The sequence below is a fragment of the Arthrobacter sp. GW822-FHT05G07 genome (genome assembly GCF_058799755.1).
In genome coordinates, this window is sequence record NZ_JBXALT010000014.1 from 1 (window position 1) to 24,055 (window position 24,055).

27 protein-coding genes are annotated in these 24,055 nt (G+C 60.3%); 18 read left to right on the top strand and 9 right to left on the bottom strand.

Features of this window, described 5'->3' with window-relative positions:
• Window positions 1–375 precede the first annotated feature (375 nt).
• The 4 genes from AC1RJY_RS20985 (at window position 376) to AC1RJY_RS21000 (ending at window position 9,642) form a co-directional block, all read left to right on the top strand.
• Entirely contained in the window at window positions 376–1,392 is a 1,017-nt protein-coding gene (locus AC1RJY_RS20985; RefSeq protein WP_498603217.1) for a DUF4192 family protein, read from the top strand.
• Between the two features lie 72 nt (window positions 1,393–1,464).
• On the top strand, window positions 1,465–1,770 hold the full coding sequence (locus AC1RJY_RS20990; protein ID WP_498603218.1) for a hypothetical protein: 306 nt from the start codon (window positions 1,465–1,467) through the stop codon (window positions 1,768–1,770).
• 313 nt (window positions 1,771–2,083) lie between these two features.
• Window positions 2,084–6,184 carry an Eco57I restriction-modification methylase domain-containing protein gene (locus AC1RJY_RS20995; RefSeq protein ID WP_498603221.1) on the top strand — a complete coding sequence of 1,367 codons (4,101 nt, stop codon included), beginning with the start codon at window positions 2,084–2,086 and terminating at the stop codon, window positions 6,182–6,184.
• Window positions 6,181–9,642 (top strand): helicase-related protein, encoded by a 3,462-nt coding sequence (locus AC1RJY_RS21000; RefSeq protein WP_498603223.1) that lies wholly within the window; start codon window positions 6,181–6,183, stop codon window positions 9,640–9,642. Before AC1RJY_RS20995 ends, AC1RJY_RS21000 begins: the two co-directional genes overlap by 4 nt.
• A 99-nt stretch (window positions 9,643–9,741) precedes the next feature.
• On the opposite strand, the gene AC1RJY_RS21005 is transcribed toward AC1RJY_RS21000, so the two are convergent.
• On the bottom strand, window positions 9,742–10,479 hold the full coding sequence (locus AC1RJY_RS21005) for a hypothetical protein (RefSeq protein ID WP_498603225.1): 738 nt from the start codon (window positions 10,477–10,479) through the stop codon (window positions 9,742–9,744).
• A gap of 260 nt (window positions 10,480–10,739) precedes the next feature.
• On the opposite strand from AC1RJY_RS21005, the gene AC1RJY_RS21010 reads away from it, so the two are divergent.
• The 11 genes from AC1RJY_RS21010 to AC1RJY_RS21060 all read left to right on the top strand — a co-directional run bounded on the left by AC1RJY_RS21010 (window position 10,740) and on the right by AC1RJY_RS21060 (window position 16,700).
• Window positions 10,740–11,069, top strand: coding sequence for a hypothetical protein (locus tag AC1RJY_RS21010; RefSeq protein ID WP_498603227.1), 330 nt, complete (start codon window positions 10,740–10,742; stop codon window positions 11,067–11,069).
• Window positions 11,070–11,173: 104 nt separating this feature from the next.
• On the top strand, window positions 11,174–12,136 hold the full coding sequence (locus tag AC1RJY_RS21015; RefSeq protein WP_498603228.1) for a DUF3560 domain-containing protein: 963 nt from the start codon (window positions 11,174–11,176) through the stop codon (window positions 12,134–12,136).
• A gap of 43 nt (window positions 12,137–12,179) precedes the next feature.
• On the top strand, window positions 12,180–12,875 hold the full coding sequence (locus AC1RJY_RS21020) for an HNH endonuclease family protein (RefSeq protein WP_498603230.1): 696 nt from the start codon (window positions 12,180–12,182) through the stop codon (window positions 12,873–12,875).
• 16 nt (window positions 12,876–12,891) lie between these two features.
• Entirely contained in the window at window positions 12,892–13,113 is a 222-nt protein-coding gene (locus tag AC1RJY_RS21025) for a hypothetical protein (protein ID WP_498603232.1), read from the top strand.
• Window positions 13,110–13,685, top strand: a complete 576-nt coding sequence (locus tag AC1RJY_RS21030) for a hypothetical protein (protein WP_498603234.1) — start codon at window positions 13,110–13,112, stop codon at window positions 13,683–13,685. The genes AC1RJY_RS21025 and AC1RJY_RS21030 overlap by 4 nt, the downstream gene beginning before the upstream one ends.
• A gap of 153 nt (window positions 13,686–13,838) precedes the next feature.
• Entirely contained in the window at window positions 13,839–14,039 is a 201-nt protein-coding gene (locus AC1RJY_RS21035; RefSeq protein ID WP_498603236.1) for a hypothetical protein, read from the top strand.
• A gap of 27 nt (window positions 14,040–14,066) precedes the next feature.
• Complete coding sequence (locus tag AC1RJY_RS21040) at window positions 14,067–14,390, top strand: hypothetical protein (RefSeq protein WP_498603237.1); 324 nt, start codon at window positions 14,067–14,069, stop codon at window positions 14,388–14,390.
• 6 nt (window positions 14,391–14,396) lie between these two features.
• Window positions 14,397–14,720, top strand: coding sequence for a hypothetical protein (locus AC1RJY_RS21045; RefSeq protein WP_498603240.1), 324 nt, complete (start codon window positions 14,397–14,399; stop codon window positions 14,718–14,720).
• Window positions 14,717–15,649 (top strand): hypothetical protein, encoded by a 933-nt coding sequence (locus AC1RJY_RS21050; protein WP_498603242.1) that lies wholly within the window; start codon window positions 14,717–14,719, stop codon window positions 15,647–15,649. The genes AC1RJY_RS21045 and AC1RJY_RS21050 overlap by 4 nt, the downstream gene beginning before the upstream one ends.
• Window positions 15,646–16,203, top strand: a complete 558-nt coding sequence (locus AC1RJY_RS21055; protein WP_498603243.1) for a hypothetical protein — start codon at window positions 15,646–15,648, stop codon at window positions 16,201–16,203. The genes AC1RJY_RS21050 and AC1RJY_RS21055 overlap by 4 nt, the downstream gene beginning before the upstream one ends.
• 110 nt (window positions 16,204–16,313) lie before the next feature.
• On the top strand, window positions 16,314–16,700 hold the full coding sequence (locus AC1RJY_RS21060) for a DUF3846 domain-containing protein (RefSeq protein WP_498603246.1): 387 nt from the start codon (window positions 16,314–16,316) through the stop codon (window positions 16,698–16,700).
• A 247-nt stretch (window positions 16,701–16,947) separates the two neighbouring features.
• On the opposite strand, the gene AC1RJY_RS21065 is transcribed toward AC1RJY_RS21060, so the two are convergent.
• The 8 genes from AC1RJY_RS21065 to AC1RJY_RS21100 all read right to left on the bottom strand — a co-directional run bounded on the left by AC1RJY_RS21065 (window position 16,948) and on the right by AC1RJY_RS21100 (window position 21,563).
• Complete coding sequence (locus tag AC1RJY_RS21065; protein WP_498603249.1) at window positions 16,948–17,679, bottom strand: hypothetical protein; 732 nt, start codon at window positions 17,677–17,679, stop codon at window positions 16,948–16,950.
• 111 nt (window positions 17,680–17,790) lie between these two features.
• A complete protein-coding gene (locus AC1RJY_RS21070; protein WP_498603251.1) occupies window positions 17,791–17,961 on the bottom strand; it encodes a hypothetical protein in 171 nt (56 codons plus the stop codon).
• A 766-nt stretch (window positions 17,962–18,727) separates the two neighbouring features.
• Window positions 18,728–19,162, bottom strand: a complete 435-nt coding sequence (locus AC1RJY_RS21075; protein ID WP_498603254.1) for a hypothetical protein — start codon at window positions 19,160–19,162, stop codon at window positions 18,728–18,730.
• A gap of 131 nt (window positions 19,163–19,293) precedes the next feature.
• Window positions 19,294–19,926 carry a hypothetical protein gene (locus AC1RJY_RS21080; protein ID WP_498603256.1) on the bottom strand — a complete coding sequence of 211 codons (633 nt, stop codon included), beginning with the start codon at window positions 19,924–19,926 and terminating at the stop codon, window positions 19,294–19,296.
• 91 nt (window positions 19,927–20,017) lie between these two features.
• Window positions 20,018–20,302, bottom strand: coding sequence for a hypothetical protein (locus AC1RJY_RS21085; protein WP_498603258.1), 285 nt, complete (start codon window positions 20,300–20,302; stop codon window positions 20,018–20,020).
• 21 nt (window positions 20,303–20,323) lie between these two features.
• Window positions 20,324–20,776, bottom strand: coding sequence for a hypothetical protein (locus AC1RJY_RS21090; protein ID WP_498603261.1), 453 nt, complete (start codon window positions 20,774–20,776; stop codon window positions 20,324–20,326).
• 127 nt (window positions 20,777–20,903) lie between these two features.
• Entirely contained in the window at window positions 20,904–21,167 is a 264-nt protein-coding gene (locus AC1RJY_RS21095) for a hypothetical protein (protein ID WP_498603265.1), read from the bottom strand.
• A 45-nt stretch (window positions 21,168–21,212) separates the two neighbouring features.
• The gene (locus tag AC1RJY_RS21100; protein WP_071416464.1) at window positions 21,213–21,563 is read right to left on the bottom strand and encodes an ArsR/SmtB family transcription factor; all 351 of its coding nucleotides are present in this window, start codon (window positions 21,561–21,563) and stop codon (window positions 21,213–21,215) included.
• A gap of 97 nt (window positions 21,564–21,660) precedes the next feature.
• On the opposite strand from AC1RJY_RS21100, the gene arsB reads away from it, so the two are divergent.
• The 3 genes from arsB to AC1RJY_RS21115 all read left to right on the top strand — a co-directional run bounded on the left by arsB (window position 21,661) and on the right by AC1RJY_RS21115 (window position 24,040).
• Window positions 21,661–22,761 carry an ACR3 family arsenite efflux transporter gene (arsB, locus tag AC1RJY_RS21105; protein WP_071416465.1) on the top strand — a complete coding sequence of 367 codons (1,101 nt, stop codon included), beginning with the start codon at window positions 21,661–21,663 and terminating at the stop codon, window positions 22,759–22,761.
• Window positions 22,762–22,806: 45 nt separating this feature from the next.
• Window positions 22,807–23,481: a metalloregulator ArsR/SmtB family transcription factor gene (locus tag AC1RJY_RS21110; RefSeq protein WP_071416466.1), complete on the top strand. Its 675-nt coding sequence runs from the start codon at window positions 22,807–22,809 to the stop codon at window positions 23,479–23,481.
• A gap of 136 nt (window positions 23,482–23,617) precedes the next feature.
• Window positions 23,618–24,040, top strand: coding sequence for an arsenate reductase ArsC (locus tag AC1RJY_RS21115; protein WP_079941747.1), 423 nt, complete (start codon window positions 23,618–23,620; stop codon window positions 24,038–24,040).
• Window positions 24,041–24,055 lie beyond the last annotated feature (15 nt).

The window sequence follows — 24,055 nt, forward strand, 5'->3', positions numbered from 1 at the left end:
CGGATTTCCTGCCCCGCAGGGGAAATCCGCTGCGCGGATTTGCCCCAGACTGTCCGGCAGGCCGGACAGGCAGGGCTGAAGGGGTCACGGTGCTGCGCACCGTGTAGCTCTGCGGGTGGGCTCTGATTTGTCTCTATTTGGCTCTAATACAAGCATCCAGGGGCTTTTCAGGGCCTGCCTGGCTTTGGGCTGGCTGATGGTTTTTGCTGCTCCTGATTGGGACTGAAAGAGGGATTGCCACAACCCTAAATGTCCCTTTTTGGTTTTTCCTTATATGGCAATTCGTTACCATTTTGTGATGTTTTTGGTTGATATGAGAGTAGGCCTGCCGATAGACTTATATATGTCAGATCGAGTTACTTCGAAAGGTAGCCCATGTCCCCTCTCTCCATCTCCACTTCCCAAGACCTTCTCGCCTACATTCCGGCCGCTCTTGGCTTCTGGCCTTCCGAATCCATTGCTGTCCTCACCATTACTGCTGACAGCACCGCCAGTGCCGTGCTCCGTGCGGATCTCGCCCCTGCTGTCACTCATCCAGATGGCGCAGCTCTTCACATTGCGGAGTTGGTCGACAACGCCGAGCCAGCAAAGACGGTGGCTGCCATCTACACGGCCGAACCCTTCAAAGGTGGGCAGTTCCCGCACCTTGATGTTGCTCTAGCACTCATGGCCCACCTGCCCGATTGCCAGACGGTTTTTTGGGTATCCCCTGACAAGGTCCGCAGCTACACGACCGGGGAGCTCTTCACCACGGATGAAGTCAAAGCCAGCCCGATGGCTTTGGATGCAATGTTCTCCGGTCGCAACATCACCCCTGATTGCTCCGTGGAGATCCCCGAAGCGGACTTCATGTCCTCTGAGTATGAGGAAACCATCGAGGCCGTTACACAGGCCCTTGTGCTTGCTGGAACGACAACCACCGGAGGGGAAGGAGTCATTAAACTCTGGGACGCAGTGCTGAACGGCCAAAAAATCACCACAAAAACAGAGATCGCCCTACTGGCCACCCTAAAGAACCACACCCTGCGAGACGTAGCCATGGCCACCATGATCAGCAGCGACCTGCCGGAACCATCGAACCCCGAAAAAGTCGGACTCCGCTGCATGGGCGCCACCAACACCGAACCCGAATGGGGCCGGATCGACAAAGCCCAAACCATCCTCAAAGACCTCCTCGTGCTCGCCACCGGCCACCTCAGGGCAGAACCACTGGCCCTGCTAGGAGCCTTTGAATGGCACAAAGGCAGGGGAACCGCAGCCGTCCAGTACCTCGAAGCCGGACTAGCCGAGAACCCCGAACACCGGCTCTCAAACCTCCTGCTGGAAGTCTGCACCACGGCAGTCCTCTCCCCATGGGCCAAAAACCCCAGCAAGGCATACCGCCAAAACTAGCCACCAAGTCCCCCGCGCAACCCGCGGGGGACACCCTGATACCTTGACCAGGGACAACCAGGAAGGCCACCAATGCCCCGGTACAGCAACCTCCACTACGAAACCCTCGAAACCGAATCCGCCACCCGCAAAACCGCGAGCGCAGCCAAACGCCGGCGAATGCAGGGCTCCCCCAAAGAGAACGAATTTGCCCTCAACGCCTACAACATCGGCCGGTCCCTTACGAACCTCGCCACAGCCCTCTCCAGCCTTGCCGAGGAACACCAGACACTCAGCCACGAAGCTACCGCCGGCATCCACGCTGACGCCCTCCGCGCAGCCGCAGCCCTGGCTATCCAAGCCTCCGAACAACTGCCCACGACCTCACCAACGGCCTAACCCTTTGGGCCCCTTACCGCCAGTCGCGAGGACACCTACACAGTGGCGACGTGCCGGTGAACACGCTGCGGGCCCAACTCACGAAGACCACCGACGGCCGTGTCCAGCCCCTAGGAACTGGACACCAGTGTTGGCGCGATGTCGCCAGCCGCGTCAGCTCTGACCAAGGACAATGCGAAGGCCGGCAGCTCCTGTTGGTACCGCCTTTCCTCATCGCAGACACGTCCAAAAGGTCTCGGAATTCCGTCGTTGTCTGACATTCTTGGTTTAGACGCGTTCGAATGGGCCAAAGGTTGCCGGAGAGCGAGCCCTGGTGGGGGTGAACGAGGCGACGAAACTGCTTCCGTCTGATGACCTTCGAAAGGGGTTTATTGAGGATGATCAACGGAAGGTGCGGGGGAGATACAACGTGCGTCTGAATGCCGATCGCGTTGTCACGTGGAGCGACGCTAGCCAGCCGGTAGATATTATCCCGCAGAAGGTTTACCTGGGTCCCGACCCGTTTGGCCTCGGTGGATTTCAGGTGGCAGTCGGTACGGCCGTGATCGCGCCGACCCGCCAGGCCCTGCGTGACCTATTCACGGCGCGCAAGGGCAAGACACAGATTCAGCTCGTGGTCGCGGTCGTCCACGACGGTGCGGTGATCATGCTCGGCCCCGACCCGCAAGCGCAGTCGATTACGCTCCCTGTCGAACAGGCAGAGCGTCAACTTCAGTCCGTCCTCTCTGAGCCTGACGTCCTTGCCGCGACGGAACGGTTCGCGGGCTTCCGCAAGGCGAGCGACTCGACCGGCGTCCCGGGATTCACCAACAGCGGCCTGTTTGCGACGCACCACATTATGGGCAACGTCCCGAAGCGCCCCGATTGGGATGAACTCGGCAAACAGGCCATACCGTTACTCAGTCTGCGCAAGAAGCAACTCATCGAGGCGCTCGGTTTCAAGACTCAGGTCGGCCCAAACCGTACGCTGCTGCTCTCGATCGACGGACGCTCGCCACGCGCTGTCGCTGTGCTGCTCGACGATACGGAGCAGTTCGATACCAAAACCCAGCGGTTCCAGCTCTCGCCGGTCGCTTTTGGCCTCGCGGTGGCGTCCCGCCAAGAAGTCCAGTGGCTGGTTGTCCTGCGTAAGGACCAGATCCGCCTGTACCCAGGACGCGACGGTGTGGGAGTGGGTTCGAAGGGACAAGCCGACACCTACTTCGAGGTCGACCTGTCGACCATCGACTCCTCATACGCCGCTCTTCTTCCCTTGATTTTCTCCGCCAGGGCGCTCACAGCGGACAACACCACCGATGAGCTACTGTGCGACAGCGCACGTTATGCCACCGAGCTGGGAGCGCGTCTTCGTGAGCGCATTTATGACAAGGTCGTCCCGCCTGTCGCCGTCGAGGTCGCGCAACGACTTGAGAAGCACGCGGGCGTGAAGCTCGACGCCGACGGTCTCTCGACCGCCTACCGGGTAACCCTTCGCATCCTGTTTCGGCTGCTCTTCCAGGCCTACGCCGAGGACCGTGGGTTGCTGCCCTCTGGCCGTAATGAAGGTTTTGATGCCAACAGCCTTAAGGCAAACGCCCGGCGCCTGCTCGACTCTGACACAGAGGAGTTCGGGGACGCCTCTACGATATGGCTCGATCTAGTTCAGGTGTGGAACGCGATCGACCACGGCAACCCGCAGTGGCAGGTGCCCTCCTACAACGGTGGGCTCTTCTCCACTGATCCGGAGCGTTCCTCGGAGGGTGCGCTGATCAAGAAGATCGAGCTTCCTGACAATGTCCTTGGTCCGGCGCTGAAAAGCCTGCTCATCGACGTGAGCGCCGACGGCGTACTCGGCCCGGTCGACTTCCGCACTCTCAGCGTTCGAGAGTTCGGGACGATCTACGAAGGCCTCTTGGAGAGCTCGCTCTCGCTGGCAGAAGAGGACCTCACGGTTGACACTAGCGGCGCATGGGTTCCAGCCAAGAAGGGCGATCAAATCTGGGCGCCAAGCGGCTCAGTGTACTTCCATACTGCCTCGGGCGAGCGGAAAGCAACGGGCTCCTATTTCACACCCAAGGTCGTGGTGGACCACCTTATCGAGCGCTCAATCGTTCCCGCACTCACCGCGCATCTGGGAAAGATCGCCAACTATCTCGCCAAGGGCGACGCAGCCGCGGCCGCCCGTGAGTTCTTCGACTTCCGTGTCGCAGACCTTGCGATGGGCTCAGGCCACTTCCTGGTCGCAGCGGTGGACAAGATAGAAGCCCTCATGCGCACCTTCCTCACCGAGCACGCAGTACCAGGGGTCACCGAAGAGCTCCTCCGCCTCGCGGGCGTCGCTAAGGAGGCACTCGGTTCCGACGAAGTCGCTAAGAGCGAAGTGGACGAGGTCGGGCTCCTTCGCCGTCAGGTCGCCCGACGCTGCGTTTACGGTCTTGACATCAACCCTATGGCCGTCGAACTCGCCCGCCTCGCACTCTGGATTCACACCTTCGTGCCCGGCCTGCCGATGAGCAACCTCGATCACGGGCTTGTCAATGCGAACAGCCTCACCGGGATCGGCACAATCGAAGAGGCGTTGGACGCGTTGCAACCTGGGCGTGACGTGGGTGCCGCGACGATCTTTGATGACATCATCCTCGACAACTTGGCCTCCGCGAAGACCCTCCTCATTGACGTCGCAAACGCAAGCGAAGCCAACAAAGCCGAGATTGAAGAGGGTTCCCGTTTGCTGGCCGAGGCACGATCGGCAGCGGACACCGCCCGCCGAATCTTCGACGCCGCCGTAGCTGCACGCATTGGCAAAATTCACCCCGGGGCGATACTCGACGAGGACTCGCTGCATCGTGTTCTGGATCTGCAGGAGGTGGCCGAAGCAGCAGAAAGGTTGCAGCCGGCTCACATGCCTTTTCTATTTCCCGAGGTGTTCCTTCGGGACCGCCCCGGATTCGATGCACTCCTCGGCAACCCGCCTTGGGAAAAGTTGCACGTCGAGGAACACCAGTGGTGGGGACTGCGACTGCCCCGGCTCCGGTCAATGCCAACAAGACAGCGAGACGCCGCCCTATCCGCATTCCGCGAAAGTCGCCCGGATCTTGAAGCTCAGTACGAAGCCGAGATCATCCGTACACGCGTAATGGCCGACGCAGTCTCATCAGGACCGTATCTCGGACTCGGAGCCGCCCACCTCGACCTATATCAGGCATTCGCTTGGCGCAACTGGCAACTCCTCAGCGTCGGTGGGCGATCAGGGATAGTGCTGCCGCGCGGTGCATTCTCAGGCTCGGCGCTAGCGAACTGGCGACGAACTGTCATGAATGAAGGGTCATTCGCGGACGTATGCTTCATTGAGAACGCCGGCCGCTGGGCCTTCGACATGGAACCCCGCTACACAATCGGACTATCTGTCGTTGCCAAGGGCGGCGATCGGGCGGTCTGTTGGACGGGGCCATTCGCTTCGGAGAAAACGTTCCTGGCTGGAGCATCAGAACTTGCCGAAGTTCTGAGCGACGAGTTCCTCTCGTGGTCGAATACCGCAGCCTTCCCACTGATCCCTGACAGTGCTTCTGCTCAGGTCTTTCGTCAGATGAAGCAGAGTGCCCGCTTCGACTCGGTACGCCTGGGCTGGGAGTTCCGTCCAATACAAGGGGACATGAACGCAAGCGGTGACCGTCGTGTCATGGAGTTTGATACCGAGGCACCCCGAGGCCGGATCCCCGTAGTAGCGGGTGCGAGCTACAACCTGTGGGACCCCGATGCGGGGACGCCTTTCGCCTACGGTGATCCCAAGGTGCTTCGTCCGCATCTCGCGAACAAGCTCGCTGGATCCGTGAAAAACTCCCGGTCGGCATACAACGGCCTCAAGTTCGCGCCGAACACGCTTCCAATGGACTCGGCACGGATCGCTTTCCGAGACATCGCGCGAGCAACCGACACGCGAACCACGATCCCGAGCCTTCTTCCGCCGGGCACCGCTGCCGTCCACCAGTCACCGATCTTGGTAAGGCGCCAGGGAGACGAGAAAGCCGAAGCGTTCCTTCTCGGTGTCATGTCAAGCATCCCGTTTGACTGGAGCGCGCGCCGCTGGGTAGAGCTGCACCTGACCTTCGAGTTGCTGAATACTCTGCCGGTCCCTGTGTACGACCCCGACTCGGTTAACGCAAAACGGGTTGTCGAAATTGCAGGACGGCTCGCCGCCCGCGACGACCGGTATGCGGATTGGGCAGCAGAAGTGGGTGTGCCAGTTGAATCAGTAGAAACTCCCTCTGAGAAGGACGACCTTATCGCAGAACTCGATGCCCTCGTCTGCCTCCTATACGGGTTGAACGAAGATCAGGTCGAGCACGTCTATTCCACCTTCCACCGTGGCTGGACCTATGAGACCCGGCTCGACATGGTCCTGAAGCACTATCGGGCATGGAAGGGCAAGGCATGACACAGCTTCCTGATTTCGCAACCAACCACTCGTCCAGCGAGGTGGCTGTTACCGTGGCCGACAAGGTCAACGAACTCTTCCGCCTCCTGCGGGAGAACAAGGTCACTCCTCCGCCCATCGCGATCGCAACGGCGTACATCAACCCTGCCGGGTTCGCGCTGCTTGCCGACGAGTTGGAAACGGCGCCACGGGTGCGGCTCCTCTTGGGTGCGGAGCCAGACGCCGCGGCAGTGCGAGCGATCGCGTCCGGAGACTCGGATCAAGACTCACGCCGGGACGCCGCGGTTCAACACCACCAAGCCTGGCTTGAGGCCGAGCGAGACACTATGGGCTTTGCACGTGTACCGACCGCCGAAGCCAAACGTATGGTCGAGTGGCTTCGCAGCGTTGATCCCGAGGGTTCGGCAAAGATCGAGGTACGCCGATACTCAGGCGGCTTCTTGCACGGCAAGACCTATCTCGTCGAGGACGGCGCCGCTCCGGCCGCGATCGCCGGATCATCGAACATGACCTACGCCGGGCTCGCGCACAACGCGGAGCTCAACCTTGGAACGGGCGGCGGTACAAGTTCGGCGGCCAAGGTCGGTGAGTGGTTCGAGCAATTCTGGAAGATTAGCGACCCCTACGATTTGGCTGAGCTGTACGGCCGTCTATGGGAGCCGCACACGCCGTGGTTGGTCTACCTGCGCATGCTCTGGGAGCTCTACGGTGAACATCTCGATGCCGAGGAAAATCCGAACGTACGGACCGGTCTGAACCTGACCCGTTTCCAGGCCGACGGTGTGGCGCGTATGGAGCGGCTGCTCGATGAGCATGGCGGCGTGCTCGTCGCCGACGAGGTGGGTCTTGGCAAGACTTTCCTCGCCGGTGAGGTGATCTACCGCACGGCCAACATCAACCGGCAGCGCGTGCTCATCGTCGCCCCAGCAGCACTGAAAATATCGATGTGGGAACCGTTCCTTGTTACCCACGACTTCAGTCGGTGGGTGAAGGTCTACTCTTACGAGGAAGTGCGCAATCGGCTTGATCCCGAGAAAGGTCCGGTCGACGCGTTCTTGCAGGAGATTGAGGACTACTCGCTCGTCGTTATCGATGAGGCCCACAACCTCCGTAATTCGGGTGCCCAGCGGTCCGGTGCTGTAGACCGTGTCATCACCGCAGGTAGTCCCAAAAAGGTCGTGCTCTTGACGGCGACTCCAGTTAACAACTCGCTGACGGACCTCGAAACGCTCATCAGGTACTTCATCCGCGACGATGCCCGATTCGCGGCCCTGGGCATACCTAGCATTCGGGAGTACATCAAGCAGGCACAGGCAGTCGACCCCGCGAACCTAACTCCGGAGCACCTCTTCGACTTGATGGACCAGGTTGCCGTTCGGCGTACGCGGAAGTTCATCAAGGAGCACTACGTCAATGAACTGATCATCGGCCCTGACGGGAAGCCCACAACCATAAAGTTCCCGCAGCCGAAAGTACGTCGTATCAACTACGCCCTCGACGCAGATGGCCTCGCGCTCATCGACGCGATGGTCTACTCGCTCGATGACCCAACCAATCCCCACGCACCCCGAGCGTGGGAGGAACGCAGCCGCGACCCAAAGCGGCTCATGCTCGCCCGCTACCTATCGAGCATGTACACGGTCGACCACGACCTGCAGGAATACCAAATCACCAACACCGGCCTACTCCGCGCAGGGCTGCTCAAGCGGCTGGAGTCCAGTCCGCAGGCATTGCACGCTTCGCTGGAGAACATGATCAACTCCCATGAGGCGTTCCTTGAAGCCCTCGGCCAAGGATTCGTCCTCAAGGGCGAAGCGCTTAATGATTGGGTGTCGTCAGACTCCGACGACCTCGATGATTTCGTTGCAGGGTTCGACAAGGACACGCAGATCGAATCTGTCGACGGCTACCACCTCTCCGAACTCGAGACCGACATTAGGTCCGACATCGTCCTACTACGCGAGCTACGTGATCTAGCCAAAGTCGTGATTGACGGGTCAGAGCCCAAAGCGGAGAAGCTTATCGAAGAGCTCACCGAGATCGCCAAGGAGGCACAGCGGGTTGACCCACGTGGCCTCTCGCATGCTGATCGTCGCAAGGTGATCGTGTTCTCAGCTTTCACGGACACGATCATCCCTGTCCATGACGCGGTGGTTAAGGCCATAAACGCTGCTCCGCCAGGTTCGCCCCTGGCCGACTACAAGGACAGAGTTGCCCCTCCTATGATGGGCACCTACGCTAAGGCGCACGAACGCGGCGCAAGCGGTGGTGTCGACCAAGGCGGACGTGCCTCGACCATTGCGGCATTTGCTCCGCAGACTGCTGGACCGCGAAACGCCGCCGGTGAACCGACGGCAAAGGACGAGTTCGATATTCTCTTCACCACTGACGTGCTGGCCGAAGGTGTGAACCTCCAGCAGGCAGGCCAAATGATCAACTATGACCTGCCGTGGAACCCGATGCGTATCGTGCAGCGCCACGGCCGCGTCGACCGCATCGGGTCCAAGCACGACTATGTGCACCTCGGTCTGTTCTTCCCTGCGGAGCGCCTCGATGCGCTGCTTGAGTTGGAAGCCCGGCTTGTGTCGAAGCTCGCCCTTGCCGACGCCGCCGTCGGCGCGGGTGAAGTTCTGCCCGGAAGAGGGCCTGGCCACGAAGTCAACCTTGCTGACGACCAAGTGGTTGACGAGTTCGAGAAGCTGCTCGACGCGGGTGGGTCCAGTGCCTCGCTCTCAGGTGAGGAGTACCGCCGACGCCTCTACGGTGCTTTCGACATGGAACCAGTACTGAACACCGACGTCCTCAACCTCCCTTACGGCTCGGGCAGCGGATTCGTGAATCCGGTTGTACAGGGCAACGGCTACGTGTTCTGCGTCAAGATCGGCAAGAGCACCAAGCCGTGGTTCCGGTTCGTCCCCACAAACGACGACTGGTCCGTCAAGTACGCCGAGGATGGCGCTCCAATTGTCTCGTCAGACACACTCCTCTCCCTCCGAGTGGCAGACCCGCGGAACGCTACCGCCGATCGTTGGCTGCCCACCGAGGTCTACGACAAGGCCTTCGATGCCTGGAAGGTCGCTTGTGACAGCGTCTACTTCACGTGGAAGCAAATGACCGACCCCAACGCCTTCCAGCCGGACCTCCCGCTTTCGTTCAGGGACGCGTACACGATCGTCCTCCACCGAGGTGGATACTTGGGACGGGAAGCACAAATCGCACTGGCCAACCGTCTGCGCAGCGTCCCAACTGCCAAAGTTTCCCGGCAAGTACGCGGAGCCCTCAATCAAGGGCGAACCGACGAGGAACGAATCCGCCTGGTTTCTGAAGTCCTCGATGAGGCTGGCATCACAGCGCCCCCGCCGCGTGAGCCGCTACCCGACATCGAACCACACGAAGTGCGACTCATGACGTGGATGGCGATACGAGGGACCCGAGGCCTCCAGCAGCCTGCGGAGTGATGTTCGATGATGAAGATCTGACCGAATTCCCCAGGCAGTCTCACTTCCTAAGAACCTGGGACAATCTAGCAAAGCACCGTCCTGATGCTAATCAGCATTTCATGTTCCCAGCAGGTCAGTGAGGGGCTTTCTCCAAGATTCATAGACGGCTTTGCCGTTGAGAGCTTTCTCGACCATTTGTGGTGACTGGTCAAGCTGTTCAGCGATCTGAGCGATACTCAGCTTTCGGCGCCTTTGCACGGTCTGGATTAGCTCACTCACGGAGATTCCTGGTTTCAGATATCCAATCGGCCCTCCGCTACTGACGACAATCCGGCTTTCCATGACTTGCCTTGTCGGGTTCTTCAAGTGCTCAGGGATGTCGGCCTCCAGGCGGATCTTCATTCCCGGGTGAACACGAGCCAAGAGCTGGCCTTCATAGTGGTGACGCTGGTGTTTCTCCCCATCGCGAATGATTGGGTCATGGTTTCCCGTGATTCGGTATAGGGCTACCGGGAACGTTGCAACCGTGACGGCGAAGAGTTCATTTCCCAGGACGGTCTCAACCGTCGATCGCCACCACCTCAGACTCGTCGCCTCCAGCTCGCCATTGGAAAGTGTCGTATGGAAACCGATGTACTTGCGCACAGGCTTCTCAGTCGGATCAGCAGCTGCCCACGCATCCGTCCTGAGCACTGTCAGCTCTCCGTCAACGACGCGAAGCCGCTGACGATTGGCCAAGGCATCTACTTCGCTGGCCATAAACGGATGCTCAAGCATCCCGGCGTTGATTATTTTCTCCACGCCCGCCCTGTGCAGTCCAAGACGAGTTGCAATCTGCTGCCTGGTCAGCTCCACCGGCGGACTCTGGGTTCCATCAACCGGGGCAAATGTAGGGAAGGGCATAAGGGCTCCTCAGAGGGGATGGACAGGCAACCGAGCTGACAACGATGTATTGCGCAATACATTAAACGAATATATCAGCTTGTAATGCGCAATACATGCTGGCGCGAGCATCCCTTCTGTCTCCGATTGCCGATGAGGGTTGCGCTTGGGCAAGCGCTTGGATTATATTTATATATGTCAGACCGAGTTAATGCATTGCCTAGGAGACCCCCATGCCGTCCATTTCTTTCACAGGATGCCCACTTCCCTCGCCCGTCGTCATCGAGAAGGTGACGGAATGCGAGACCTACGGCGAACCGCACTGGAGTCTCACACGGGACCAGGCGAGGCAGCTGCTTGAAGCCTGGTGCGAAGCGCCCCGCGCCGCGGGCAGCGACACATACCGCGCATTCGAGGTCTTTGAAATCGGCCTCATCGTCACAGCCCTTCACCTCGACGGCGAGACAACGCTCAGCGGATGGGAATCGACCAGCGGATCCGACGGCACGGACATCTACTCCACCGAGAACATGCCGTTCGACTTCGAGATCGCCACCATCTGACCCAAAGCCCCCGGGCGCTCCCCCCTGCGCCCGGGCCCACAGGGTGGCCCGAAAACCCCCACCGGGCCACCCGCCCAAAACTTCCACGAGAGAAAGGACCTCCCATGCCTGCCATCACCCACACACGCGAAGCCGGCACCCTGATCGACGGAACCGCCAAAGGCGACGGAACCAACTTGATCCTCAAGGCCTGCGGCTGGCGCTGGTCCCGGAACCTCGGAACCTGGTACGTCCCCCAAAGCCGGGACAAGGCAGCCAAACAACACATCATCGACCGCACCGCAGCGGAACTTGAAGCAGCCGGCCACCCAACAACCGTCGATATTGATGACACTCCGCGCCCCACGGTCGAGGTCGAACAATCCAAGGCTGAACGCGCCCACGGCCGCGCAGAAGCCCTTGAAGCCAAAGCAGAGCGCCGCCAAGACGCCTACCAAGCGGCCAGCGACCACGCCCGACAGCTTGGCCAGCTCCTCCCGCCCATGGGACAACCCATCCTGGTCGACCACTACAGCGCACCAGGCCACCGCCGAATCCTCCGACGTGTCCACGCCGCCGACAGCAAAGCAGTCGAGGCCCTGCACGCCGCAGAGGAGACAGAGCGCCGCGCCCAGGAAGCGGCCAAAGCAACGGACCGCAGGAACTCTCCCACTACCGTCGCCAACCGGATCGAGAAGCTCAAAGCCGATCAACGACGTATCCAGCGCCGGATCTCCGGACAAACCCGAACGCTCTTCATCTCCAACGGAGTGCGCCACACCGAAGAAACAGCAGCAGCAACCGGCGAGCGCGCGGAACGGCTTCAAGCTCAGCTGTCCGAGGTTGAGGATCAGATCGCGTACTGGTCCGGGATCCGCGAGGAACAGATCGCCCTGGGGTTGGTGACTGACTACGGCCCCAAGTCGGTTTCGGTGGGCGATCAGGTTCTTTTCCGGGGGACGTGGTTTGAGGTTCGCCGGGTCAACCCGAAGTCGGTTTCCGTTCCTTCCATGGTTGGAGGGTCCTGGACGGACACGATCTCTTATCGGGAAATCTCCGGGCATCGGGTTCGTCCGGAATCTGCGTAAGCGTGCACCTTTTGCTGGTAGAAGGCCAAGAGAGGACAACATCATGAGCAAGCAAGTTACCCGTCGTCGGAGCATCCGGAAGGGGCTCTGGGCGGCCTCTGCTGGGGTTGTCCTGGCCTTGGTCGCTGGGTGCGGTGTTCTTGGCCAGGACCTCGCGGTGACGGCTCCTACAGCGGACGGTGTGCCGTCTGAGGCGGCGTTGGTCCAGCTGGAGGCTATTCCGGTCAAGGGCCGGGCGCCTAAGACCGGGTACAGCCGGGATCAGTTCGGTCCCAGCTGGGAGGACGTTGATCGGAATGGGTGCCGGACCCGGGATGACATCCTGCGTCGGGATCTGACCGAGGTGGTTTTCAGGGTCGGCAGTAAGTGCGTGGTTGAGGCCGGGAAGTTGGCTGACCCTTACACGGGGAAGGTTATCGAGTTCCGTCGTGGGCCTGATTCCGATGCGGTGCAGATTGATCACGTCGTGGCGTTGGCTGATTCGTGGCAGAAGGGTGCCCAGGGGTGGGACGCGCAGAAGCGTATGGCCTTCGCTAATGATCCTGAGAATCTCATCGCTACTGACGGGCCGGCCAATAGTCAGAAGGGTGCCGGTGACCTGGCCACGTGGTTGCCGCCGAACAAGGCGTATCGGTGCACGTACGCGGCCAAGACGGTGCACATCAAGACCAAGTACGGGCTCTGGATGACCGCGGCCGAGCATTCCGCGGCGAAACAGATCCTCAGTAACTGCAAGTAATCAGGAAGGAACTCTCATGACCACCATCACCGGGGCCAAGCATAAAGCAACGATGAAGATCGAATCCGAGTATGTCCATTACGACCGTTTCCTGACGCCTGAAGAGGCTCTTCAGGAACGGATTGCGCGGCTCCGGACTATGGGCAGGAAATTCGTCCGCGAGGGCATGAGCGTCAGTTTCACCGCCGAGAACGGCGACAAAATCACCATCACCTATCAGGAGGTACCGACATCATGACCGCAATCCCAGCCACAGCCCCGGGCATCGTGCCTGTAAAGGCCTTCCGAAGGAACCTTGCCGGATACATCCGTTCGGCCAAAGCGGGCCACGAAGTAGTTATCGGACGCCTGGCCCCTGAAGTTCGCCTGGTCAGGGCATCCGATACACCAGCCCGCGCGGGGGATTCATGCCACATCGCCCCGGATCTGCTGGCTGACCTGGTGACCTCCGGAGCCCAAGCCGCGGCCTCCAACGTCGCTGAGGCCCAATGCGGGGAAACCGACATCAACCAGGCACTGAAGACCGGGCTGGGTGAGACCGTCGCCAAGCTCCTCAAAAGCGATGGCGGCGCCGTCTGGGCAGGACTGTACTTCCGGACTTTCGCCGTGACACTCCACAAACTGGAATACGCCACCGCCCTGGAACACATCAGCATGTCAGCGCTGCTGGCACACCTGACCCTCCACCTCGAAAACGACCCCACCATCCCGGCTACACGAAGGCAGGAACTCCAAGACAACATCTTCGGCCGACCAGCCACCAGCGCAGCAACAACTCCCGCCAACCAGGGAGGACTGTCCCTTGCCTAAGCCTCAGAAACAGCCAGGCCCATTTGCTGCCACGATCGACTCCGCCATCCGGTGGCCAGATGTACCAACAACGGACCAGGACGACACCTCAACAGTCCTGCCGGGTCAACTGGAACTCGACCTCGGACACACCACCACGACAGGAGGAATCCCGTGACCACCGAAACAAACCCAGCCCCTCCACCCGACCCTCCAACGCCCCCCGCAACTCAAGCCATCACGTGGGAATGGCTCCACGCCAACATCGCCAAAGCCCTAAGCCACATCGAACCAGGAGCACCCCTGTACCTCACAGCAGACGTCCTCACAGACGAACTGCTTATACCCCTCAAGGGAGCCCACCACCCCACCTAACAACCCACAGCGAAAGGAACAGAACCCATGAAAACCACCAACCAGCCCGCAGCACGAACCACGGTCAAACTCCTGGACGCCGTCGCAGCCCAACACAAGCACCCAGATGCCTTCGAGATCCCCACCCGCAAGATCCGCCACGCCACCAATACCGGCGACACCGTCCGCATCGGATTCATCCACGCCAACCAGACCGAACGGATGTGGGTACGCATCACAAGCCGCCACGGAGACACTCTCCACGGCAACCTCCGAAACGTCCCCTTCCTCCTCACCGAGCACCTGAATCATGGTCAGGAAATCACCTTTAGGGACAAGAACATCCTCGACATCCAAGGCACCGGAAAGTAGCCGGCCATGTGCACCCATGCAGCCCCCACCCTCCGCCTGGACATCGAAACCGAATGGGACACCCCGCACAACAGCAACCCCTGGAACAGCGACCCCACCTATAGGTTTTCCCTCCAACAAGAAACCTCAACCGGATGGACCGCCCTCCAGGAAGCCGGCGGCTTCACCACCCCGACAGACGCAGCCGAAAAAGCCGCAACAGCACTACGCGACCACCTCACCACCGTCACCTCGGGCCCCGCGGAAACAACCACCGCCCGAGAGACATCCACGGCAACCAAAAGCGCCGAAGACACACGTGCCAGGAACGCAGGAAGAGACAAACAGTGAACGAGCTGGAACACATCGCAGACATCATCCACTCCCTCCAGTGGTTCACATATTTGCTGGGAGCTGTGTTCCTGTTTGCCGCCTTTTTCAAGGGACTAAGGAGGGAGTTAGGCGCCTTCATTGGGTGTCTTTCGAGCGGGCTCGTTATCATCGGAATGCCGGTATTGCTGAGCGCCTTGCTGCCATCACCCCAGACACGCGGCCGTGCCGTGGAGCCATCAAACTCACCGGTACCGACGCCACCAACACCAACGCCGGCGACGCCAGCACCCAAAGCAGCCGCGGTCGACTTTTCCTGGCTTCCCGGCGCCCTGATGATCGTGGCTATCGGTCTTGCCGTCGCGTTGCTTCTCTGGTGCGTTGTCCACTACGTAGCCCCCGCATGGACGCGGAGGCGATCAGCGAAACGCTTCGCCAGGGATCTGACCGCAGCGGCACGGAAGACGCTCAACGCGGTTGTGCTGGAGTCAGCCAGCTACGAGACGGATCTCGCCAAGCAGATCGACTACCCGATGATGACTGACGTGTCCGAGCCTCTGGTCGGAACCTACATCCGGGAAATGCGCACAGTTCAGGAACTCAACCGCGCCCTGGGCGATGCACCCACGGTGGACGAAGCCAAAGCATTCAGCGAAGCCGCCGCCCACCTGGACGTGAGCTTCAAAGCCGCCGTAGCCCGCGCAGAGAAAGTCCGATGGTCTACCTACACCGCCGAAGAACGCAAGCGTTTGAAAGACGCCAGAACCGCCCTGGCCGTTATCCAGGACTCCTCAACCACCGCCGAACAACGCAATGCCCAATACAAGCGAATCACCAGACTCCTCGAAGGGCTCATCGCCCTCACGGAGCCGGTAAAGCTCGCCTTGGGGGAATGGGTGCCGATGCTGGCCATCGAAGAAGCACCCCCAGCTGCAAAGGCCAGAAGGTGAACGGGCAGGGGTGCACGGCGGCCGAAATTCTCGCCGCCATACGACGGACCCACCCGCAGGCGGCCATTGTCCGGGAGCTGGGAATCATCGACGAAACCGAAATGTCGATCCAGCGACGCCATCTCCTGAACGGGCCAACCGGCCATTGCCACCTCCCCTTCATCGAGCGAAAAGGGCTCGCGGTTGCCGCCGAGCTGCCCGCGGGCTGGAACCCCGAAAAGTCCAGGACGTTACGCCAAATTGATGCGCTCATGCGCGACTCAAACGGCTACACCGCCAATGAAATCAAGGTCAGCCGGGCCGATTTCAAACGCGAAACCCCCGAGAAGCGCCGTACATGGCAGGCGCACACTCGCCGTTTCGTGTACGCCACCCCCGCCGGGCTCCTGCTGCCCGAGGAAATCCCGGATGAATGCGGGCTATGGGAGCTGCACGGTGACCGGATCAAGGTCACCAAGAAATCAAAGACCAACGGCAAAGCCCTGGACCTGCCCCGCTACGTCGTGGACGGGCTGCCGTACCGGGTCAGCAACCACGAAAAGGGCGAACCGTGAACGAGGACGTAACCCCCACTCCCTGACCGCACCGACACTCTCGACCTCATTTGAAAATGTCACACCCACATGTTAATTTATATATGTCAGATCGAGTTAAAGGAGTGAGAATGTCCACCACCATCACCGCAGTAATCATCCCGGCCGACCAGTCAGCTCCGGTCCGGATCGAGCAGATCGAACCAAGCCTGTCCGTATTCCAGGAACTGGTTGGCGGTTACATCGAAGGAGTCCCAGGCGGCCCGGTTGCCGGCACAGACGGGCAATGGCACGCCTACCTCGATGAGGAAGGCAAAATCAAGCAACTGCCCATGAACATGAGGGCGACGGTTCTCCTGCATGAAGCCCAGAGCATCCACCGCTGGGACACCGTAAATGGAGACCTCGTAATCGTGGGAAACAGCCACAACGGCGATGAAACGGATGCACCCGAGCAGTTCACCGCAGCGGACGGCATCCTGGAGACCTGGAACCGCCACTGCAGTTCGACGGCCTAGCCAGTTGGGGCGGCGGGCGGCTCTGCCGCCCCGCACCTCCGCACCCACCCAGATGAAGAGTCACAGACAAGCAAAAGGACCGCCAAGAATTTTGACGGCCCTTTCTTTTTTGCGCCCCACACAGGCTCCGCTCGTCACCCAAGAACCAATGAGATCCACACCCACCAGGACCAGTGCCACCATCCCCACAGCGAGGGGTAGACCAGGCTGGTCCTCGACCTTTGGAAGTCCGGGGTCGCGGTTCGAGTTATTCAACATCACTCACTCCGTCAGAAACTTCCCTATCGCTGACCTGGCTATCGCTCTCACGAGCCTGAAGTTCAGCGTCCATCAGGGCTTCTTCGAAGTTGTTGGTGGCAGCCATGTAGGCCGCGGCATCGCCCGGATTCTGCGCAGCCTGGTCGGCCGCCTTCATCGATCGAATCATGCTGGCAGTCACTGGGTGGGTCGGATCTGTCATCGCCGGCATCTGCGCCTGGAGAACCGGATCCAACTCGTAGGCCAACCAGCGCTTCTTGAGGGCAGCGTGCCTATGATGCGCACGGAAATACTCTTGCAACTCATCGATGGAAGGTTCTTGAACGGCTTTGTAAGTCAGCCCCAGCGCACGGGCCACCATCTCAGCCTTTTGATGCCGTCTCCGCAATGCCCTATAGGCCTCCATTACCTCGTAACTGTCACGGCCTTCCGTGAGCCCGAAATTGTTTCTGTAGGCCAAGAGTTCCTGTCGGGAAAGGCCGTCGAATTCGTCAGGCTCCAGCCGCTGCAACGTCCGTGGTCCACGGGTGCTTGCGACACTTCGGTCAGGGATGGGAAATGCGAAGCATCCCAGCAGAAAGCCCGGCACCGTCAAGAACATTCCCGTTCCGCCGATGACCTCCCACCAAGACATAGACAGAGCAGCACCGAACAGCATGGAACCAGAAGTAGTAAACAACGCTCCCGACGTCGTCAGAAGATTAAGTTGCGGCACAAACATGACATCCCGCCACGTCTGCCGGCGCTTCAGATGGAACGCAGTGGCCCGACGGATCCAGCGAGGTTTCGGAGTACGCCTTTGCCGATGGGGCCGCATGCTGTGGGCCACCACTCAGCCCTCCAGCGGGTAGGAGTCTTCGAGACGCCAGCTGGCCTCTTCAAGCAGCCGATCCCGGTCCGCTGCCGGAAGGTCCTCCGAATAACCCGCACGCACGGCCTCATACATCACGCATTCCTCACTCGTACGGCCAGCCTGACTCGAACAGATGACGATCTTCTTCATTGCGCCTCCCAGCGTCTCTAAAGCCTCCTAAGCTCTAAAGGCGCAGCAGAAGGGCCAAACCGGACGTAGCTGCTCAGGAGATTTGGCGCCGCTATTGAGTCGCCTCCGATCGGCCCTACCCAGGAACCGTCAAAATCGGCTGATACGGTGAGGCAGTCCCGCCGGATTTGTCCCCCATTTACCGGCGGGACATTCTTTGGTCAGGGTGGTGTTTCCCGCCGTTCAATGGGGGCGGATAATCCTTCCATCAAGGCAGGAGGCATCCGATGGTGTGGGGCAAGTCAGAGGAACAGAAACAGGCCGAAAAGGCTCTGAAAGATCAAACTGCGTACGCGGCCAGCCCAATGGGCAGGGCCGAGGCAGCTCACCGGACTGGAGACGGCTTTTTTCAGCTGGAGCTTCCTGTAAGTCAAGTCCGCAACAGCAAAGTCTTCCCAGGCGCTGCGCCCGGAGGTCTTCTAGGCCAGATTGAGGCTGTCGGATGGAGGCTGGAGCATGCCGGATATGTTTTCCTGCAAACAGACTCATCCACTACTCCCGGCCTGTTTCAGGGCACCGAGGGCCAGCTGGAGGGCGAAGTCATGGGCATTTACCTGTTTCGCCGGGTCGTGCCCACGTCGTAGTTTCGTGGCGTCAGTTCCGGGTTCCAATCGGATTCTGCCCGTTCCATTGCTGCTACTCGGCCGCATTCCCAATCGCTGCTGCGGCAGTCAAAGGCAACTGCGAAGCTTCTAAACGCCTCCCAAGGCAAGGAACCGACTGCCCCTCAGACGCTGGCCATGTCAGGGGTTACCTGACGGCCGTGTTTTCCCCACGGCCAGACCAGGTAGTAGAGGCACAACAACAACTCGTACAGGACGCAGAGTGACCCGAGCAGGGCAACGACGAAACAGAAGACCACCAATGGACTCCAGCTACCACCGCTCATGTTGAAAGCCCAAAGGACTCCTGTCCAGACGCCGGGGGCCAGAGCGAGCACGAACACCATGCAGACGATCGTGATCAAGCGGGGAGTCGCCATGGGCAGCCGCTCCGGCTTTTCCGCGTACTTAGACACATTCAGCCAAAACGTCAGAAATTTGGCCAGCACCCCCAAGACGACCGCGCAGTTGACCGTCAGCGCTGAAGGCGCCATCCATTCCGTTGTCACCAGCAGGTAGACCAGCGCCACGACCAGGAGGCCCAGCACGGTTATTGCCACGATCTTGAGCTTCCTATAGCCCTTCAAGTCCTAACTATCCCCCTTGCTGAGTTCTACTGTACGTCCCCTTCGGAACGCCTCTAGCATGCTGCGCGGAAGCCCTGCTGGCCGGTCGTTCCTTCAGTCTCAGGTCATAGCCTTTCCTCTGCACTGCGCCTTTCCTCTGCACTACGTCTAATGGGCTCAATAGCAGCCTCCATAATCAGATGGCCCACCCTTGCCCGAAAAATCTCTTCTATATGGTCCTCTGTTATCCATGGGATATGGCTAACAGGATGGGTGATCTTAATTTCCAGTTTGTTAGTGTCGAGTTTTCCTGATTCAACGATGGCGCGTACACGTGCCTTGTCGGCGAAGAAGGTGAGGTGCGTTTCCGGGCCGTCAGCGCCCTCGGCAAGTCCCGGTTGGAAAGACACCCCATCGACCTTTACTTCCGGGCGCCACCCTTCGTCCACAAGATAAGCCTCTGCTCCCCCCTCGATCAGGGCAGCCATAGTCTCCAGCAAGGCGGCGCCGAAGATCCCGGAAGAAGGATTCATCGTGCTGTAGTCGTCTACGGCGAGCCCGGCTGGTTGACCTCCGGCCTCTTCCTTTTCAAGGAGCGTGTCCAAGCACTCAATCCGGTCCAAAACCCTCTTCCGGAGAACCGGCACACTCAACGGGCCGGTCACCACCCTGATCACCGTGTACCCATCCGTAGAAAGACCCTCTACATCGGTGTAGTCAGGGATTTCCTTCACGAACAACTCATCAAAATCAGACACAGTCACTGGTTTCCCCCTCATCGGTAACTAACGCGACGCCAACCTAACTGTTGGGTCTGACTTATTTGCCCCTCAGGGGAAGAACCGATGGTTAGATGGTCGGCTTATCCGCTGCAGACTCGGAAGTGCTGCGGATTATTTCGGCAATTTTCCTGACAGCGGCAGGGTTGTTCTGCCACGGCGTGCCGGATCGAGAACACGCCTGGAGGCTGTTCACGCCCGCTTCCTTGGCTGCTGCCTCCAGGTCAGCCCATGCGCGAGTCAGCTCCTCCAGGGCCTCGGGTGACAAGGGCTGATCTGCCTCTGGAGCCGGGGCAGCAACGGGGGTGGCCTTGGGTGCTGAGTGCCGCCGGAAAAGCCTCTTCAAACCGTCCATACGTTCCAGCCTAGACCGGCCCTACCGGGCGGGAGGAGCGACGTCGCCGGGGTCCAGCTCGGGCCGGGGCCGAACAAATCTGAGAGCGTGCCGGAAGGCGCTACCGGACCACGCCACATCGGCGGAGACCTCAACGACGATCGGCTCCACCCGCGTCAGGTGCACCGTTCCCTTGTCCTTACTGAATCTGTTCAGCGTCGTTTCCGTAATAACCTCGGGCCACGGGTGCGGGCCGATAGGCTCGCGCAGCTGCGCGGCGAGCGCCCGGGCAGCTGCCGCTGTAAGGGCGCTGGAGCGGCCAACGATCCGCAGCCGGCCTTTCACTGGCAGGCCGGCCACGACGTACTCAGGGCGGGCCATGGGGCCGATGACGGCGGCGCACACCACGTCTAGCGTCTCGCGCCTTTTGACCTTCCACCACTGTCTAACGCCGGGTTGGTATGACTGCCCGGCGGCCTTCACTTTCCCTGTCAAGTTCAACGTGTTGAATCTATCCGGGCGGCCGCATCCCGAATGGCGTCACGCTGATGGACTACGTCAAGTCACTCAGGTTCGGTATGACGGTGCCACAGGACCACACGGCCTCGGTGAGATCTGATGATTACCGGGCTGCTGCTGACGGCGGCCGCGCGAAGGGCCGCGAGGTCTGGATGGCGATCCAGCCGCGGCTCCGACGGACGGTCCCCCGGGCCGCGAAGTCGGCCAGGGTTTTGCTGGCGATCACCCGCCGGGTCAGATGAAGGGTTGTTTGGGCAACTAGCCGTTGCGCCTGCAGCCAGGACTCGTTGAAAGACTCCCAGACGGGAGCGCTCGATTCGAACGCGGCCTGCCCCGTGTCGATGCCTTCCTGTAAGATCCGCTGCACGGCGGGCCAGTCGTCGGCCGCATTGGCCGCATCCAAACCCTGCCCTCATAGGGCCGCGAGGATCCCGGCAACGTCGTCCAGCGCTCCGGGAATCAACGAGTAGTAAGCCCACGTGCCGCGCTTTTCGCGGTGCAACAGTCCGGCGTCGACCAGGATCTTCAGGTGATGGGACACGGTGGGCTGGCCGAGGTCCAGAGGTTCGGTGAGATCGCAGACGCAGGATTCACCGGAGGCTTCGGCCTTGACGATGGAGAGCAGCCGCAGCCGGTTGGGATCTGCCAGCGCTTTGAAAACCAAGGCCTTCTGCTGTGCTTGTTCTGCAGTCAATGCCGGTGTTCCTGCGGGTACGCAACAGGAGGCGTCGACTGCGGGTTCAAGAGTTTGCAGAGTGTTCATGTCTCCCATTATGCACAAAAATTGACAACCATCGATATGGCTGGGAATACTTCATATCGATCATCATCAATTTAACGCCGAGATTCACAGGAGACCCGTGAGCACCCGGACAGATACACCATCCCTTCGTCGGGACGATGCCGCCGTCGTCGGCAAACTTTCCACCCTCGACCGGTTTCTGCCTGTGTGGATCATTGCCGCCATGGCCCTGGGCCTGCTTCTTGGGAGCTTGATTCCGGGGTTGAACATCGCGCTGGAGGCCGTAAAAGTCGGGGAGGTATCACTGCCGATCGCTATTGGCCTGCTGGTGATGATGTACCCGGTCCTCGCCAAGGTCCGCTACGACCAGGCGCACCGCGTGCTGGCCGATCGGAAGCTGATGATTACCTCGCTGGTGATCAATTGGGTCCTAGCGCCGGCATTCATGTTCGCATTGGCATGGATCTTCATCCCGGACCTACCTGAATACCGGACCGGCCTGATCATTGTGGGCTTGGCCCGCTGCATCGCAATGGTGATGATCTGGAACGATCTGGCCTGCGGGGACCGCGAATCAGCGGCCGTTCTGGTGTTCATCAACTCCGTCTTCCAGGTGTTCGCCTTCGCTGCGTTGGGCTGGTTCTACCTTCAGTGGCTGCCGTCACTCCTGGGATTACCCACGACAAGCGCGGACTTCTCCTTCTGGGCCATCACTCTCTCGGTCCTGATCTTCCTGGGCATCCCCTTGCTGGCAGGGTTCCTCACCCGCGCCATCGGCGAGAAAGCCAAGGGCCGGGACTGGTACGAGAACAAGCTCCTGCCGAAGCTCGGGCCCTGGGCTCTTTACGGACTCCTCTTCACTATTACCCTCCTCTTTGCTCTTCAAGGTGGCACGATCACGTCGCGACCGCTGGACGTGGTCCGCATCGCAGTGCCGCTCCTTGTCTACTTCCTCGTAGTTTTCGGCATCGGCATGGTCCTTGGCCGACTGCTGAATCTGGGATATGCCAAGACCACAACACTGGCTTTCACTGCCGCCGGCAACAACTTCGAGCTCGCGATCGCTGTTGCGATCGGCACCTTCGGGGTCACGTCCGGGCAAGCCCTCGCCGGCGTCGTGGGCCCATTGATCGAAGTTCCTGCCCTCGTTGCACTGGTCTACGCAGCACTTTGGGCACGGAAACGGTTCTTCCGCAACGAAGCCACCGCCACCGTTTAGGCGGCCGCATTGACCGAACGATTTAGTTCAGTCATGATTGAATCAATGAATACTGAACAAATCTCCCGGCTTCAGCCCAGGGTCGCCAAGTATGCGGCCCTGGCCGACCCCGCACGGTTACGCATCGTGGACCTTCTGACCCTGGGGGACCTGTCACCCAAGGAACTGCAGTCGGAATTGGGAATGCCCGCAAACCTGCTGTCACACCACCTGCGCACCTTGGAGGATGCCGGGCTGGCTGTACGGCGGCGCTCGGAAGCCGACAAGCGGCGCAGCTATGTCCGATTGGCCCCCTCGGCACTGGAGGGCTTGGCCCCTGGTCGGGAACACGATGCCCGCCGGATTCTATTTGTTTGTACCCGCAACAGCGCCAGGTCCCAGCTGGCAGCTGCGCTGTGGCGACAGGTAAGCGACATCCCGTCAACGTCGGCCGGAACCCACCCCGCCGACCGCGTAGCCCAGGGGGCTCTTGACGTAGCGCTCCGCAATGGCCTCGACCTCAGCAGCTCGTCGCCCCGCCTGATCGACCAAGTGGCACACAGTGAAGACCTCGTGGTCACCGTCTGTGACAACGCCCACGAAGAACTCCCGGGACTTCGCGGCATCCACTGGTCAGTGCCGGATCCACTGCGTCTCAACAGCGCGGAAGCGTTCGAGGATGCATTTGCCGACATTTCACTCCGCGTCCACGACCTGGCGCCCCGCCTGCGGGCAGCCTAGCCCCAAGTTTTTCGAATATTGACAACCGTCAATATATAGGTCGATACTCAAAGCATCGATGAATCTCAATATCCTTCATCTCGGCATTGGTCGGCCTCTATCCCAACCAGAGCAATCAATTGATCCAGGAGACTCCATGAGCACCGAAACCACCAAGAAGCCTTCCGTCCTGTTCGTATGCGTCCACAACGCCGGGCGTTCCCAGATGGCTGCAGCGTTCTTGACCACCCTTGGCAAGGGTGAGATCGAGGTTCGTTCCGCCGGTTCGCAGCCCGCTGACAAGGTCAACCCCGCCGCCGTCGAGGCCATGGCCGAGCTCGGCATCGACATGTCCGCCGAGATCCCCAAGGTTCTTACCACCGAGGCCGTGAAGGAATCCGACGTCGTGATCACTATGGGCTGCGGCGACGAATGCCCGTACTTCCCCGGCAAGCGCTACGAAGACTGGGTCCTTGAAGACCCTGCCGGCCAGGGCGTCGAGGCCGTCCGCCCGATCCGCGATGAAATCAAGTCCCGCATCGAGGGCCTGATCGCCTCGTTGGTCCCGGCCGCCAAGTAACCCACCATTTTCGAG